Origin of the sequence: Paraburkholderia sp. EG286A (assembly GCF_040965375.1) — a bacterium.
Classification (GTDB): Bacteria; Pseudomonadota; Gammaproteobacteria; order Burkholderiales; family Burkholderiaceae; genus Paraburkholderia.
Window position 1 is genome coordinate 66,821 of the sequence record NZ_JBFRCB010000009.1, and the last position, 16,434, is coordinate 83,254.

The window sequence follows — 16,434 nt, forward strand, 5'->3', positions numbered from 1 at the left end:
GCGACGCGTGCAGAGCGCGCGCCAGGTGACGCCTGGCCCACGCATGCGCAGCGAGCGGCTTCGGCCGCTTTTTTGTTTCGCCCGTCGCCCGGCTGCAAGAGGACCACGCACGCATCCGATGAAAAAAGGCTTCTACACGATCATCGCCGCGCAGTTCGTGTCGTCGCTCGCCGACAACGCGCTCCTCATCGCGGCGATTGCGCTGCTCACGGTGATTGCTTCGCCCGCCTGGGTGACCCCGCTGCTACAGATCTTCTTCACGATCTCCTACGTACTGCTCGCGCCTTTCGTGGGTGCGTTCGCCGACGCCCTGCAAAAGCGCCACGTGATGTTCGTCTCGAACGCGCTCAAGGCGTGTGGCTGCCTGCTGATGATCGCGGGCGTGCATCCGATGATCGCGTACGGCGTGGTCGGCTTCGGCGCGGCGGCTTATTCGCCGGCAAAGTACGGAATCCTGACGGAATTGCTGCCGGCCGAAAAGCTCATCGCCGCCAATGCGTGGCTCGAGTCGGCCACGGTGCTTTCCACCATCGTCGGCACGATGATGGGCGGCGCACTCGTTTCGACTTACGCCGACCGCTTCGTCACGCGTCATCCGTGGCCGGCGATCCATTCGGCCGCCGACCTCGCGATGCTCGCCGTCATGATCACGTACGTGTTCGCCGCGATCATCAACATCGGCATTCCCGACACGGGCGCGCGCTATGAGAACCGGCTCAGGGAGCCGGCTCGCCTCATGGGCGATTTCACGCATAGCTTCAACGTGCTCTGGACGGACAAGCTCGCGCAGATCGCACTCTGGGTCACGACCCTGATGTGGGGCGCTGCAGTCACGCTGCAGCTGCTCGTGCTCAAGTGGGCCGACGCGAATCTCGGACTCTCACTCTCGAAAGCCGCCGTGATGCAGGGCGTGACGGGACTCGGCATCGCGCTCGGCGCGGGCGCGGCCGCCGCATGGGTGTCGCTGCGCGCCTCGCTGCGCGTGCTGCCCGTGGGCGTGCTGTGCGGCGCGGTGGCGATCGGCATGGCGTTCTACAGCAAAGGCCTCTTTCCGCAAGGCGTTGGCGTGCGCTTCGGCACGTTCATCGTGCCCTTCTATCTGCTTTTCGCGTACCCGCTGATGGTGCTGCTCGGCGTGCTCGCCGGTTTTTTCATCGTGCCGATGAACGCCCTGCTCCAGCATCGCGGCGCGACGCTGCTTTCGGCGGGTCACTCGATCGCGGTGCAGAATTTCAACCAGAATCTCGCGGTGCTGCTCATGCTCGGCGCGTATGCGCTGCTGCTCACCGCGAAGATCCCCGTGCAGTGGATCATCGTCGTGTTCGGCCTGTTCGTTTCGACGATGATCTGGCTCGCCATGCGGCACAGTGCGGCAAACGCGCGCACCGTGGACCTGCAGGCGCTGGTCGACGAATGACGGAAGCACTGGTGACGGCGTTAGCCGAAAGGCTGGCTTTACATGCAATCGGCGCGCGTTAAACTCACGCCCTGAACCCCTAGCAAGACACCGAGGATGGCTACACACACCGCAAGCGCTGCCGACATCGCGCAACACACTCCCATGATGCAGCAATACCTGCGCATCAAGGCCGACCATCCGGGCACGCTCGTGTTCTACCGCATGGGCGACTTCTACGAGCTCTTCTTCGAAGACGCCGAGAAGGCCGCGCGCCTGCTCGACCTCACGCTCACGCAGCGCGGGGCCTCGGCGGGCAATCCGATCAAGATGGCGGGCGTGCCGCATCACGCCGTCGAGCAATATCTCGCGAAGCTCGTGAAGCTGGGCGAGTCGGTGGCGATCTGCGAACAGATCGGCGACCCGGCCACCTCCAAGGGTCCGGTCGAGCGCAAGGTCGTGCGCGTGGTGACGCCCGGCACGCTGACCGACGCCGCGCTCCTTTCCGACAAGAACGACGTCTACCTGATGGCCGTTTGCCCCGGCCACAACCGGCGCGGCGCGACCGTCAACGTGGGCCTCGCGTGGCTCAATCTCGCGAGCGGCGCGCTGCGCCTCGCGGAAGTCGCGCCGGAACAGGTCGCCACGGCGTTCGAGCGCATTCGGCCCGCGGAAATTCTCGTCGCGGAAATGCCGGCGGAAACCGCCGCCTGGGCGCCGCCGTCCGGATCTGGCGCGCTCACCCGCGTGCCTGCCTGGCACTTCGACGTCGGCTCGGGCAAGCAACGCCTGTGCGACCAGCTCGACGTGGCGAGCCTCGACGGCTTCGGCGCGCAAACGCTCACGAGCGCGTGCGGCGCGGCGGGCGCGCTGCTGCTCTACGCGGCGGCCACGCAGGGGCAGCAACTGCGCCACGTGCGCAGCCTGAAGGTCGAAGCCGAATCGGAATACATCGGGCTCGATCCGGCCACGCGCCGCAATCTCGAGCTCACGGAAACGCTGCGCGGCACCGAATCGCCCACGCTCTGCTCGCTGCTCGACACGTGCAGCACGGCCATGGGCAGCCGCTTGCTGCGTCACTGGCTCCATCACCCGCCGCGCGAAGCCGCGATCGCGCAAATGCGCCAGCAGGCCATCGGCGCGTTGCTCGAGGCGCCGCCGCAAGCGAGCGTCGATACGTTGCGCGGCGCCTTGCGCCAGATCGCCGACGTCGAGCGCATCACCGGGCGCCTCGCGCTGCTTTCGGCGCGCCCGCGCGATCTGTCGAGCCTGCGCGACACCTTTGCGGCACTGCCCGCGCTGCGCGAACAGGTCGCCGCCGCCAGCGGCGCGGCCACGTCGCTCGCGCACATTGCCGAGGCGCTCGAACCGCCCGCCGAGTGCGCGGCGCTCCTGCAGCGCGCGGTCGCGCCGGAACCGGCGGCGATGGTGCGCGACGGCGGCGTGATCGCACGCGGCTACGACGCGGATCTCGACGAACTGCGCGACATCTCCGAGAACTGCGGTCAGTTCCTGCTCGACCTCGAAACGCGCGAACGCACGCGTACCGGCATCGGCAATCTGCGCGTCGAGTACAACAAGGTGCACGGCTTCTATATCGAAGTCACACGCGGCCAGACCGACAAGGTGCCCGACGACTATCGCCGTCGCCAGACGCTCAAGAACGCCGAGCGCTACATCACGCCGGAACTGAAGACGTTCGAGGACAAGGCGCTGTCGGCGCAGGAACGCGCGCTTTCGCGCGAAAAGGCGCTCTACGACGCGCTGCTGCAGTCGCTGCTGCCGTTCATTCCCGATTGCCAGCGCGTGGCCGCCGCACTCGCGGAACTCGACCTGCTGGCCGCGTTCGCGGAACGCGCGCGCGCGCTCGACTGGAATGCGCCCACGTTTACGCAGGCACCCGGCATCGAGATCGAGCAAGGTCGCCATCCCGTGGTCGAAGCGCAGGTCGAGCAGTTCATCGCCAACGACTGCCTGCTTTCGGCCGAGCGCAAGCTGCTGCTCATCACCGGCCCGAACATGGGCGGTAAATCGACCTTCATGCGGCAGACCGCGCTGATCGCCTTGCTCGCTTACGTGGGCAGCTACGTGCCGGCAAAGCGCGCGAGCTTCGGGCCGATCGACCGCATCTTCACGCGCATCGGCGCCGCCGACGACCTCGCGGGCGGCCGCTCGACCTTCATGGTCGAGATGACCGAAGCCGCGGCCATTCTCAACGACGCTACGCCGCAAAGCCTCGTGCTCATGGACGAGATCGGGCGCGGCACGTCGACGTTCGACGGCCTCGCGCTCGCGTGGGCCATCGCGCGACATCTGCTCGCGCACAACGGTTGCCACACGCTCTTCGCCACCCACTACTTCGAGCTCACGCAACTGCCGGCCGAATTTGCGCAGGCGGCGAACGTGCATCTTTCGGCCGTCGAGCATGGCCACGGCATCGTCTTCCTGCATGCGGTGCAGGAAGGCCCGGCGAACCAGAGCTACGGCCTGCAGGTCGCGCAGCTCGCGGGCGTGCCTGCCGCCGTGATCCGCGCCGCGCGCAAGCATCTCGTGCATCTGGAGCAGCAATCGGCGGGGCAGCCCACGCCGCAACTCGACCTGTTCGCCGCGCCCGCCGCCGAGTATGAGGACGATGCACCCATCGTCGAAGATCGCGCCGCGCCGGTCGAGGAAGATCGTGGCGCGTCGCTCGTCGCACAGCGGCTGCGCGAACTCGATCCGAACGAACTGCGCCCGCGCGACGCGCTCGACCTGTTGTACGAACTGCATGAGCTGGCCACGGCGCCGGACGCCAATCGCTGAGCGTCGCCTCGCGACGCCGCCGCGGCCACCGCAACCGGCGGGCCGCGGCGGTCCCCGCGCGCGCTATCTGAAAATGATGCGCCGTGCGTCGTGCACGTTGATGCTGGCTGCTTCGCTGGGTTCGCCGCTCGCGGCGTTCGCGCAGGCGCCGCGCTATGCCTTCGCGGTCGTGGCGAACGCGCTCACCTCGCAGTCCGAGGAGGCGTCGGCGCAGCGACTCATCGACGCCATCGGGCGCGATCCGCAAATCGCGTTCACGGTCTACGACGGCAATCTCAAAGGCGCACACGAAACCTGTGCCGACCATCTTTACGAGCAGCGTCACGACCTGCTCGATGCGTCACGTGCGCCAATCGTGTTCGTGCCCGGCGAACGCGACTGGGTCACCTGCGGCATGAACGGCTCGGGCGCCTACGATCCCACTGAACGACTCGACTTCCTGCGCCAGAACTTCTTCTCCGATCCCAACGCGCTCGGGCAAACCCCCTTGACGCTCACGCGCGAGAGCGAAGTCTCGCGCTTCCGGCCGTACCGGGAAAACGTGCGCTGGCAACTTGGCGACACCGTGTTCATCGGGCTGAACGTGCCGGACGGCAACAATCACTATCTCAATGCGGGCGGACGCAACGGCGAGTTCGAAGACCGCGTGATCGCCAACGGCTTCTGGCTCGAACACGCGGCCGAGTATGCGAAGCGCCGCAACGCGCGCGCGATCGTCATCTTCATGCAAGGCAACGCGATGCCCGAGCATTACGAGCGTCCCGACCGCTTCGCGTGGCTGCGCTTTCACCGCGCACCGCGCGACGGCTATCTCGAGTTGCGCCGCAGCCTCGTGAAGCTCGCCGAGATTTTCCGTGGCCAGATCATCGTCGTGAATGCCGACGACTCGAAGCTCGCACATGGCTTCACGATCGATCAGCCGCTGCGTAACGACAAGGGCGCAAGGATAGAAAACGTTACGCGCATCGCATTCTCACTGCACGATCCGCTCACGCAATGGCTACAGGTGGACGCCGACATGGCGCGCCGTACGCCGCTGCGCGTGAGCGTGCGCGATGTGCCGAAGCACCTGCCGCTGTTGCCCGCGCAGCCTTCGCCGTACACGCCCGGCGCGGGATCGTCGCCCGCGATGCCGGAAATGCCCGAAGTATCGTCGATGCCGGACGTGACCGAGATTCCCGGCATGCCGCAATCGCCCGATGTCGCGCCCGCGACGCCTGGCGCATCGGGAACCGCCGTGCCGCCCGGCTTGCCGCCGGCCGGCAACGGCGTGCTGATGCCAGCGTGGCCCACCCAGGGTGGCCCGAATGGACTAAATGGTCGGAACGATGCGAACGGCCAGAACGGCCAGGAGGGTGGAAACGGCAGCGGCAATGGCCAGCCGCCTGGTCAGCTGCAGCCGCCCGGCGCACCGGCGTCAGGCGGCTTCGCGCATTGAGCGGCGCTTAGTGCAGGGTGGGTTTCGAGGCGCCTTCGTCGCCGTCGTCTTCTTCGTCTTCGTCAATGATTTCGAGGCCGTCCGCGCCATGCGCGTGCTCATGCTCGATTTCGTCTTCGGTGGCGGTGCGCACTTCCTTGACCGTCAGCGCGAAACGCAGCGCCATGCCCGCCAGCGGATGGTTGCCGTCGAGCACGACCTTGTCTTCGGCAACATCCGTGACCGTATAGATGAGCGTGTCGAGATCTTCATCGCCTTCTTCGGGCGTGCCTTCGAACTGCATGCCGACTTCGAGCGGCTCGGGAAAGCGGTTGCGCGGCTCGATCTTCACGAGCTCGGGATCGTACTCCCCGAAAGCGTCCTGCGGCTCAAGCTGGATCTGGGTCTCGAAGCCCGGCTCCTGCCCGTCCAGCACTTCCTCGATCTTGGGGAACGTGCCATCATAGCCGCCGTGCAGATAGACCATCGGCTCGTCGCTTTCCTCAATCAGATTGCCCTGCGCATCCGATAGCTTGTAAGCGACCGACACGACGGTGTCCTTTGCAATTTTCATTCGTTCCTCCAGATTACAGACCACATTATACGATGCCGAAGCGGTCCCCAGACCACCCGGTGGACGCGCGCAAGCGGCGCGCCTCCCTCCCCCTGGCATGCCCCGCGCCCGATGTTGCCACGCCGCTTCTGGGCGGCCTGACGCCGGCGCAGTTCATGCGCAAATACTGGCAGAAAAAGCCGCTGTTGATCCGCCAGGCGATTCCCGACATCGAAGCGCCGCTCTCGCGCGAAGCCCTCTTCGCGCTCGCAGACAGCGACGATGTCGAGTCGCGTCTCATCACACATTTTCGCCGCCGCTGGGCGCTCGAGCACGGCCCGTTCTCGCAGGACGACCTGCCGACGCCGAAGACCCGCCAGTGGACGCTCCTCGTGCAGGGTGCCGACCTGCACGACGACCGCGCGCGCGCCCTGCTCGAGCGCTTTCGCTTCGCGCCCGACGCGCGGCTCGACGACCTCATGATCTCGTACGCATCGGACGGCGGCGGTGTCGGCCCGCACTTCGATTCGTATGATGTCTTCCTGTTACAGGTGCACGGCAAGCGCCGCTGGCGCATCGGCGCCCAGCGCGATCTCTCCCTGCAGGAAGGCCTGCCGCTGAAGATTCTCGCGAACTTCGAGCCTGAAGAAGAGTGGGTGCTGGAGCCGGGCGACATGCTGTACCTGCCGCCGCACATCGCCCACGATGGCATCGCCGAAGGCGAATGCATGACTTGCTCGATCGGCTTTCGTTCTCCTTCCACGAACGAATTGACGAGCCAGTTTCTTTACTGGCTCGCCGAGCGCGGCGCCGATGACGGCAACGGCAAGCCCACGCTGTACCGCGACCCCGACCAGCCGGCCGTGGCGCATCCCGCGCAGCTTCCTCCGGCACTCGTAGAGCGTGTCGGCGGCGTGCTTGCTAAAGTGCGCTGGAGCGACGCCGACGTCTCCTCGTTCGTGGGCTCGTGGCTGTCCGAACCGAAAGCCAATGTGGTGTTCGACGCCCCCGAAAAACCGCTCGACGAAGCCCGTTTCGTTGCGCAAGCGGCAAAAAACGGGATAACACTCGACCGCAGGACGATCCTGCTTTACGATTCGCGGTCGTATTACCTGAATGGGGAACAGTACTTGCTCAAAGAGGCAAGAAAGTGGCTGCCGGCACTGGCCGACAGGCGCTCTATGGACGGGAAACGCTTTGTAACACTCTCACACGATTCGTGTGTGACAGCGTTGCTACACGAGTGGTATCGTGCGGGCTGGATTCGGACCGGGGTGCTTGCCTAAGCGCTTCGGACTGTTATACCGTACTAAAATAGTGCTTGTATGAGAAAGACAACGTATTGTCCCCGGATTTGTCGACGGTCGATACGAAAGTGCCTATAATTTCCGGCCAGGCCGTAGGGAAGATTCACGCTCTTGCAGTGCGTCTCCACCAGCGGCTCAGGTCGGTGTTGGGGCACATTTACCGGTATTATTTTGCGCTGTTGCTTACCTTTAACCATAAAAGGACGTGATCATGAAGAAATCCCTCCTCGTAGCATCCCTGCTGGCAGCTGTTGCACTTGCTGCGTGCAACAAGAGCAGCGACCAAGCTGCTGCGCCGGCTAGCGATGCTGCTGCTGCTTCGGCACCGGCTGCTGCTGCTTCGGATTCGGCAGCTGCTGCTTCGGGCGCTGCTGCTGCTGCGAGCGACGCTGCTGCTTCGGCTACCGCCGCTGCTTCGGACGCTGGCGCTGCTGCTTCGGACGCAGGCGCTTCGGCTCCGGCTGCTGCTTCGGGCGCAAGCCAGTAAGTTGCGTTCGCGCGACGCTCGCCCGGGGCCTCGGTCCCGGCGGGCATCGCAGCGAATCGCCGTACGGTCTGCTGCTTGCGTCAAACGCGCTTCAGACATACGGCGGGCAAGCAAAAAAGCCACGAACTCACGTTCGTGGCTTTTTTGTTATGCGGTGCGCATGAAACTCAATGCGCTTCGCCAGGCTCCCCCGCCTGCCCGTTCTTCTCTTCGAAGAACGCCTGCACCACTTCGATCTCCCGGGTCCGCTTGAACGGCGGCAGGCTTTGCCAGATGCGTCGTCCATACGGCTTGTCGACGAGACGGGTGTCGCAAATCATCAACACGCCGCGGTCGGTTTCCGCGCGGATCAGTCGCCCCGCGCCCTGCTTGAGCGTGATCACCGCCTGCGGGAGCTGGTGGACCGCGAACGGGCTCAGACCTTTCTTCGCCAGCGCGTCGAGGCGCGCCGCCAGCACTGGATCGTCGGGCGGCGCGAACGGCAGCTTGTCGATAACCACGAGCGAGAGCGCATCGCCGCGCACATCCACCCCCTCCCAGAAGCTCTGGCTGCCCACGAGGATCGCATTGCCATAGGCGCGGAAACGCTCGAGCAGCTCCGTGCGGCTCGCGTCGCCCTGCACGAGCAGCGGCGTGTTCCAGCCGCGCGCCTCGATCGTGTCGCGCAGCTTCTGGGCAATGCGATCGACGGCACGCAGCGTCGTGCATAGCATGAAGACACCGCCGCCCGACGCCTCGATCGCCGGCAGCGCCGCATCGAACACGGCGTCGGTGAACTGCGGCGACGACGGCTGCGGCATGTTGCGCGGCACGTAAAGCAGCCCTTGCGTGGGATAGTCGAACGGGCTCGGCAGCGTCATCGAACGGCGCGAACTCAGGCCCATTTGCGCCGCGTAGTGCGTGAAGTCGCCACGCACCGAAAGCGTCGCCGACGTGAAGACCCAGGTGCGCGGCACGCCGGCGCGCTGCTTGGCGAAGATCGGCGCCACGGAAAGCGGGGTTTCGTGCAATTGCACCGTGTGCGAGAACACCTCGACCCAGCGGACTTTCTCGTCCGCGTCGGCCGGCGCGTGCGCGTTGTCGTCCTGCCCGTCCGCGTCGGCCTTTAGTGTTTCGCGCGCTGGCGCGGCGCCCTGCGGCGCGGTCCAGCCCGCGAGGATGCCCTGCAGCTCGCGCGCGCGGCGCAGGCACGCGCCGATCGATTCAGCGCGCTCGGCCTGCCCCGCGAGTGCCGTGGCAAGCGTGCCCAGTTCGGTCTGCAGCGCGTCGAGCGCATCGAAGAGCGGGTGATCCTCGGGCAACTGCGTGATCGACAACCGCAGCGAATCTTCCTTGAACGCGAGCCGCACGTCGCGTGCAGCGCGTTCCAGCGCCGCGCCGAGCTTGACCCACTCCACCGCGTCGCGCGCGTGGCTCAGGCCTTCGGCCACGCAATCGCGCGCGAGCTCGAGGAACTGCGCCGTCGAGAGCGTTTCGCCGAAAAAGAGCGTTGCCGTTTCGGGCAGCTGGTGTGCTTCGTCGAAGATGATCGTATTCGCGCTCGGCAGCAGTTCGGCCATGCCGGTGTCGCGCAGCATGATGTCGGCGAAGAACAGATGGTGATTGACCACCACGATATCGGCCTGCTGCGCCTCGCGGCGCGCCTGCATCACGAAGCAGTCCTTGTAATGCGGGCACTCCTGGCCAAGACAGTTATCGCGCGTCGACGTGACCATCGACCAGACGGCCGCCGTCTCGGGCACGCTCGCAAGCTCGGCCTTGTCGCCCGAGCGCGTGATCTTCGCGAAGCGCACGATCTCCTGCAGATACGCGGTTTCCTGGCGCGACGGCAGCCGACCATTGTCGGCCGTGCGCTGCAGGTAGTAGTGGCACAGATAGTTGGCGCGCCCCTTGAGCATCGCCACGCTCACGGGCACCGCCAGGGCGTCGCGCACGGTGGGGATGTCGCGCGCGAAGAGCTGGTCCTGCAAATGCTTCGTGCCCGTCGAGACGACCACCTTGCCGCCCCACAGCATGGCCGGCACGAGGTACGCATAGGTCTTGCCCGTGCCCGTACCCGCCTCGACGATCAGCGTGTTGTCGCCGTTCTCGGCCGCGGCGCGCGCCGCTTCCCCGGCGGCGGGCTGCGCCGGCGCACCACGCTCGACCCGCCGCGCCGGGCGCGACTGGAGTTCGAACGCCGCGGGATCGGGCAGGGATTGCGCGGCGGCTTCCATTGCGGCCGCGACCGCGCGCGCCATTTCGATCTGGGCAGCGCGTGGGCGATAGCCGTCGATCTCGCGGGCGAGCAAGCCGTCGGCCGCGAAGAGCTCCTCGAGCTCGGCGGCGCGGCGTGCGCTCAACATGGGTGCAGCGGCTGTTTGCGCCGCGCGCGCGTCGGCCTCCGGCGCGCCGCCTTCGCGCGCGGGCCGGGAACGGGAAACGGTCGTTGAATTCAAGGCAAGCGGTTCCTGCTCGGTCCGGAACGGCGCAACGCGCCGACTGCCGCGCCCCGGCGCCTGCCAGGACCCGGAATCAGGCGTGCCCGTCCGAAGTCTTCGTTGAATCGGGGTCCAGCTGCAGTTGCAGCAGGAGGATGTTGTCCTTGACCTTGAGCTTGCGCTTCTTCAGCCTCTGCAGTTCGAGATCGTCATAGTCCGGGGTGTCGGACATCCTGTCTATCAGGCGGTCCAGATCGCCATGTTCCGATTCCAGTTGCAGAATGCGGTCACGAAGGACCTCGGTCTTGACTTCACGATGCTCGCGCATGCTCGCCTCCTCGACATATGCGGCGCGCGCTTGCGAAGGACGACGCGCCTGAGGTTGCAGTCCGGCTGAAAAAGCGTGCTACTCGTGCTACTGGTCCTGCTGTTGTTCCTGCTGCTGCTTTTCCTGTTGCTTCTGCTGTTCTTCTTGTTGCTGCTTTTGTTGCGCCTTGTCGGCCGCCTGTTTCTGACGCTCTGCGACATCGGCCTTGTGCTTCACCGCGTCTTCCTGCTTCTGCTGGTAGCGCTGGGCCTTGTCGGCGCGTTCCTGAGCCTTTTGTTCGCCCTGGCGGTGCGCTTCGTCGAGCTGGTGCTGGTAGTTCGCCTGCTTCTGGTCGTACGCCGCCTGGTTCGCGTTGCGCTGCGATTGCTCGCCCTGGCGCTGTGCCTGGGCCAGCGCATGCTGCCGCTGCTTTTCCTGATACGCCTGCTCGTTCGCCGCACGCTGCGGCGCTTCGGCCTGGCGCTGCGCCTGATCGAGCGCGTGTTGCTGCTGCTTCTGTTCGTACGCCTGTGCGCTGGCAGCTTCGTTGGCGGCGCGCTGCGGCGCATTGGCTTCGTCCTGCGCGCGTTGCAAGGCGGCCTGCTGGTCGCGCTGCTGCGCATGCGCGGCACGTTTTTCGTCGTCGAGCGCCAGTTGCTCGCGGCGGATATCGGCCTGCACGACACGCATCTTGTCGCGCGCCTTGCCGATGCAATGATTCACGAAGAACGTGCTGTAGCAGTCGTGCTGCGCGACTGCAAACTGATAGTCGTTCTCCGCGGTACGACGGTCCAGCACCTGTTGCCGCGCGTCGAAATCGTTCTGCTGCGACGAGGGCGTGCCGGCGATCCCAGCCGCGTCGGACGCCGCGAGCGGCGCGTTGCCCGAAGGCGCCGGCTGCACCGGCGCAGCTGCCGCACCTTGCTGCTGCAGCGGCCCTGTCACCCCGACCGCCTGCGCGAGGGCCGGAACGCTTGCACCGAGGCTCAACGCGACGGCACAAATTGCCCCAAGAGCGGGGAACCGCCGCGTGACGCCATGAGGCGTGCGAAACCGGGCAAGGGGCAAATCAGGGGAGAAGCGGGAGGTCGTCAACGTCTTCTGTGGGCAGCGGAACATGAGGGAAATTCTAACACCCCCCGGGTTGAGCGCTCGGCCATTTATGGCAAAATGCCCCGCTCCACCGGCCGGCGGACGCACCCGGCAACGTGCCGTTTTGCACACCGGGCGCCCCGGGCGCTCGAGCCCGCACCGGCCGCCGGACCGCAAACCCGGACCGCAATCCGATCCTCGCAGGAATATCCAGACCCTATGACGGAAACCGTAGCACTCAAGATCGTCCAGCGTATCGCCACTGAACTGAGCGTGCAGCCGCGCCAGGTCGCAGCCGCCGTGCAGCTTCTCGACGAAGGCTCGACCGTTCCGTTCATCGCCCGTTACCGCAAGGAAGTCACGGGCAATCTCGACGATACGCAACTGCGTACGCTCGAAGAGCGCCTGCTTTATCTGCGCGAACTCGAAGACCGCCGCGCTGCGATCCTCGCCAGCATCGAGGAACAAGGCAAGCTCACCGACGAATTGCGCAGCGCCATCGAAGCGGCCGACAGCAAGCAGGTTCTCGAAGACCTCTATCTGCCCTACAAGCCCAAGCGCCGCACGCGCGCGCAGATCGCGCGTGAAGCCGGCCTGCAGCCGCTCGCCGACGCTCTGCTCGCGAACCCGCTGCTCGACCCGCAAACGGAAGCCGCACAGTACGTCGACGCCGAAAAGGGTGTCGCCGACGTCAAGGCCGCGCTCGACGGCGCGCGCGACATCCTTTCCGAGCAGTTCGGCGAAACGGCCGAGCTGCTGGGCAAGCTGCGCGACTGGCTGCACAACCAGGGCGTGGTGATGTCAAGCGTGGTCGAGGGCAAGGAGAACGAGGAAGGCGAGAAGTTCCGCGACTACTACGACTATTCCGAGACCATCAAGACCGTGCCGTCGCACCGCGCGCTCGCGCTGTTCCGCGGCCGCAACGCCGGTGTGCTGATGGTCAAGCTCGGCCTCGGCGGCGAGCTGGACACGCAGGTACCGCATCCGGGCGAAGCGATGATCGCGCGCCACTTCGGCATCGCGAACCAGAATCGCCCGGCCGACAAATGGCTCTCCGATGTCTGCCGCTGGTGCTGGCGCGTGAAGGTGCAGCCGCATATCGAAAACGAGTTGCTCACCAACCTGCGCGAGCAGGCGGAAAACGAAGCGATCCGCGTGTTCGCGCGCAACCTCAAGGATCTGCTGCTTGCCGCGCCGGCCGGCCCCAAGGCCGTGATCGGCCTCGATCCGGGCCTGCGCACGGGCGTGAAGGTCGCCGTGGTCGACCGCACGGGCAAGCTGCTCGCCACCGACACGATCTACCCGCACGAGCCGCGCCGCGACTGGGACGGCTCGCTCGCGAAGCTCGCGCGCATCGCCGCGCAGACGCAGGCGGAACTCATCAGCATCGGCAACGGCACGGCCTCGCGTGAAACCGACAAGCTCGCGAGCGAGCTGATCTCGAAGCATCCCGAACTGAAGCTGCAGAAGATCGTGGTTTCCGAAGCCGGCGCATCGGTTTATTCGGCGTCCGAACTGGCTGCGAAGGAATTCCCCGAGCTCGACGTGTCGCTGCGCGGCGCCGTTTCCATCGCGCGCCGTCTGCAGGACCCGCTCGCCGAACTCGTGAAGATCGAGCCGAAAGCGATCGGCGTGGGCCAGTACCAGCACGACGTGAACCAGCGCGAACTCGCGCGTTCACTCGACGCCGTGGTCGAAGACTGCGTGAACGCCGTGGGCGTCGATGCGAACACGGCCTCCGTTGCCCTGCTCGCCCGCGTGTCGGGCCTGAACTCGACGCTCGCGCGCAATATCGTCGATTTCCGCGATGCGAACGGCCCGTTCCCTTCGCGCGAGCATCTGAAGAAGGTGCCGCGTCTGGGCGACAAGACCTTCGAGCAGGCCGCCGGCTTCCTGCGCATCAACGGCGGCGACAACCCGCTCGATCGCTCGTCGGTACACCCGGAAGCGTACCCCGTCGTCGAGCGCATGCTCGCGAAGATCAAGCGTACGATCGGCGACGTGCTCGGCAGCCGCGAAGCGCTCTCGGGCCTCGCGCCCACCGAGTTCGTGGATGAACGTTTCGGTCTGCCGACGGTGCGCGACATCCTGAGCGAGCTGGAAAAGCCGGGCCGCGATCCGCGCCCCGAGTTCAAGACGGCGACGTTCCGCGACGGCGTCGAGAAAGTCTCCGACCTCGTGCCGGGCATGCTGCTCGAAGGCGTCGTGACGAACGTGGCCGCGTTCGGCGCATTCATCGACGTGGGCGTGCATCAGGACGGGCTCGTGCACGTCTCGGCCATGTCGACGAAGTTCATCAAGGACCCGCATGAAGTCGTCAAGGCCGGCCAGGTCGTGAAGGTGAAGGTGCTCGACGTCGACGTGAAGCGTCAGCGCATCGCGCTCACGATGCGTCTGGACGACGACCCCTTGAGCGCCGGCGCGTCGCGCAGCGGCGGCAGCGCGGGCCATTCGGGCAACCGCGACAATCGCGGCGGCGGTCGTGACAACCGCGGCGGTCAGCGTTCGCGCGATGCGGAACCGGCAGGCGCGATGGCGGCGGCGTTCGCGAAACTCAAGCAGCGCTGATGTCCGCATGACGCAGCGTGGGCCGCAGCGGCTCGCGTTGCGTGCGCAACAAAAAGGCACCCGAGGGTGCCTTTTTTACGGGTCGAAACGACGCGATCAGATCTCGATCTTCGTCCCGAGTTCGACCACGCGGTTCGCAGGAATGCTGAAGAAGTCGGTGGGCTTCGCAGCGTTCTGATGCATCCACGCGAACACGCGTTCGCGGAAGATCGACATGCCCGGCAACTGCGTCGGTACGACCGTCTCACGCGCGAGGAAGAACGACGTGTCCATCATCTCGAACGTCATGTTGTGGGTTCGCGAAATCTCGTCGAGCACCGCCTGCACGTCGGGCGTTTCGTTGAAGCCGTAATCGGCCTTCACGAGATAGAGCCCGCCGCCGATATCCTTCACCGTCACGCGCTCGGCGTCCGCCACATACGGAATGTCGCGAATCACGAACGTGAGGAAGATCGTGCGTTCGTGCAGCACCTTGTTGTGCTTGAGGTTGTGCAGCAGGCTCACCGGCACGAGCGACTCGCTGCCCGTGAGATAGATCGCCGTGCCCGAAACGCGATGCGGCGGATGCGCGAGCAGCCCCTGCAGGAAGGGCATGAGCGGAATACCGTCGGCGGCCGTGCGGTCCTTCACGATCATGCGGCCCTTGAACCAGGTCATCAGCAGGAAGAACAGCAGCGCGCCGATGCCGAGCGGCAGCCAGCCACCCTCCTCGACCTTCAGCAGGTTCGCGCCGAAGAAGCCCAGATCGACGGCCAGCAGCACCGCGATGATGCAGGTGACGAGCGCCTTGTTCCACTTCCACACCTTCGTCATCACGACGGCGACGAGCACCGTGGTGATCACCATCGTGGCGGTCACGGCGATACCGTATGCGGCCGCCAGGTTGTCCGAACTCTTGAAGGCGACCACGATGCACAGAATGATGAAGAGCAGCATCCAGTTCACGACCGGCACGTAGATCTGGCCGATGGCGAGGTCCGACGTGTGGAGCACCTTCATGCGCGGCACATAGCCAAGCAGAATGGCCTGGCTCGTAAGCGAATACGCACCCGAGATCACGGCCTGCGAAGCGATCACGGTCGCCACCGTGGAAAGCACGACGAGCGGCAGCAAGGCCCATTCCGGCGCGAGCAGGAAGAACGGATTTTCGATCGCGTGATGGTCCTGCATCAGCAGCGCGCCCTGCCCGAAGTAGTTGAGCACGAGCGAGGGCATCACGAGCGCGTACCAGGCGAAGCGAATCGGCTTCGCGCCGAAGTGGCCCATGTCGGCGTAGAGCGCTTCCGCACCGGTCAGCACCAGCACGACCGAGCCGAGCACCACGTAGGCCTGCAGCATGTGCGCGCCCATGAAACTGACCGCGTAATACGGGCTGAGCGCCGCGATGACGCCGGGCGCCTGGACGATGCGCGAGACGCCGAGCACGCCGATGGTGATGAACCAGAGCACCATGATTGGGCCGAACAGGCGGCCGACCAGCGCGGTGCCGTGCCGCTGGATCCAGAACAGCAGGATCAGGATCACCATCGTGAGCGGCAGCACCAGATGCGTGAGCTTGGGCGCGGCGATTTCGAGGCCTTCCACCGCCGACATGACCGAGATGGCCGGCGTGATCACGGCATCGCCGTAGAACATGCATGCGCCGAAGATCCCCAATGCCGTGAGGAGCGCAGCCGACCTGCTCTTGCGGTTGAACGAGCGCATGGCAAGCGCCATGAGCGCGAGCACGCCGCCTTCGCCGTTGTTGTCGGCGCGCATCACAAAAAGGACATATTTGACGCTCACGACGATCACGATCGCCCAGAACAGCAGCGAAATGACGCCGAGAATGGACGTGTCGTTGAGCGGAATGCCGTGCGATGGGCTGAAGGCCTCTTTCAGCGAATACAGCGGGCTTGTGCCGATGTCGCCGAACACCACGCCGATGGCCGCTACGGCGAGAGTAGGTAGCGGCTGCTTGGCCACGTGTGTGCTAGTTGTCATATACGCGGTAATCCGTTGCGAGGCGGAAAAAACGAGCGCTATTCTAAACCGGGCTGCGGCGGAAACCGAGCGGTCGTCGCGGCACTGCGACATCCGCCGATC

General features: G+C 65.7%; 10 protein-coding genes. 5 read left to right on the top strand and 5 right to left on the bottom strand.

Features of this window, described 5'->3' with window-relative positions:
* The first annotated feature begins 118 nt into the window (after positions 1–118).
* The 3 genes from lplT (at position 119) to AB4Y35_RS33865 (ending at position 5,636) form a co-directional block, all read left to right on the top strand.
* On the top strand, positions 119–1,417 hold the full coding sequence (lplT, locus tag AB4Y35_RS33855) for a lysophospholipid transporter LplT (RefSeq protein WP_368707848.1): 1,299 nt from the start codon (positions 119–121) through the stop codon (positions 1,415–1,417).
* Between the two features lie 96 nt (positions 1,418–1,513).
* Positions 1,514–4,198 carry a DNA mismatch repair protein MutS gene (mutS, locus tag AB4Y35_RS33860; RefSeq protein WP_368707849.1) on the top strand — a complete coding sequence of 895 codons (2,685 nt, stop codon included), beginning with the start codon at positions 1,514–1,516 and terminating at the stop codon, positions 4,196–4,198.
* A 100-nt stretch (positions 4,199–4,298) separates the two neighbouring features.
* A complete protein-coding gene (locus AB4Y35_RS33865) occupies positions 4,299–5,636 on the top strand; it encodes a hypothetical protein (RefSeq protein ID WP_368707850.1) in 1,338 nt (445 codons plus the stop codon).
* 7 nt (positions 5,637–5,643) lie between these two features.
* On the opposite strand, the gene AB4Y35_RS33870 is transcribed toward AB4Y35_RS33865, so the two are convergent.
* On the bottom strand, positions 5,644–6,189 hold the full coding sequence (locus AB4Y35_RS33870) for a peptidylprolyl isomerase (protein ID WP_342921414.1): 546 nt from the start codon (positions 6,187–6,189) through the stop codon (positions 5,644–5,646).
* Between the two features lie 32 nt (positions 6,190–6,221).
* On the opposite strand from AB4Y35_RS33870, the gene AB4Y35_RS33875 reads away from it, so the two are divergent.
* Positions 6,222–7,454: a cupin domain-containing protein gene (locus AB4Y35_RS33875; protein WP_368707851.1), complete on the top strand. Its 1,233-nt coding sequence runs from the start codon at positions 6,222–6,224 to the stop codon at positions 7,452–7,454.
* Positions 7,455–8,129: 675 nt separating this feature from the next.
* Here the strand turns inward: AB4Y35_RS33875 and AB4Y35_RS33880 are convergent.
* From AB4Y35_RS33880 to AB4Y35_RS33890, 3 genes are all read right to left on the bottom strand, one after another.
* Entirely contained in the window at positions 8,130–10,400 is a 2,271-nt protein-coding gene (locus AB4Y35_RS33880; protein ID WP_368707852.1) for an ATP-dependent DNA helicase, read from the bottom strand.
* Positions 10,401–10,476: 76 nt separating this feature from the next.
* Complete coding sequence (locus AB4Y35_RS33885) at positions 10,477–10,710, bottom strand: DUF465 domain-containing protein (RefSeq protein WP_028204122.1); 234 nt, start codon at positions 10,708–10,710, stop codon at positions 10,477–10,479.
* 87 nt (positions 10,711–10,797) lie between these two features.
* Positions 10,798–11,808: a colicin transporter gene (locus AB4Y35_RS33890; RefSeq protein WP_368707981.1), complete on the bottom strand. Its 1,011-nt coding sequence runs from the start codon at positions 11,806–11,808 to the stop codon at positions 10,798–10,800.
* A gap of 192 nt (positions 11,809–12,000) precedes the next feature.
* Between AB4Y35_RS33890 and AB4Y35_RS33895 the strand changes: the two genes are divergently transcribed.
* Positions 12,001–14,349 carry a Tex family protein gene (locus tag AB4Y35_RS33895; RefSeq protein WP_368707853.1) on the top strand — a complete coding sequence of 783 codons (2,349 nt, stop codon included), beginning with the start codon at positions 12,001–12,003 and terminating at the stop codon, positions 14,347–14,349.
* A 96-nt stretch (positions 14,350–14,445) separates the two neighbouring features.
* Here AB4Y35_RS33895 and AB4Y35_RS33900 read toward each other — a convergent pair whose 3' ends face one another.
* Positions 14,446–16,332: a potassium transporter Kup gene (locus AB4Y35_RS33900; protein WP_368686186.1), complete on the bottom strand. Its 1,887-nt coding sequence runs from the start codon at positions 16,330–16,332 to the stop codon at positions 14,446–14,448.
* Positions 16,333–16,434 lie beyond the last annotated feature (102 nt).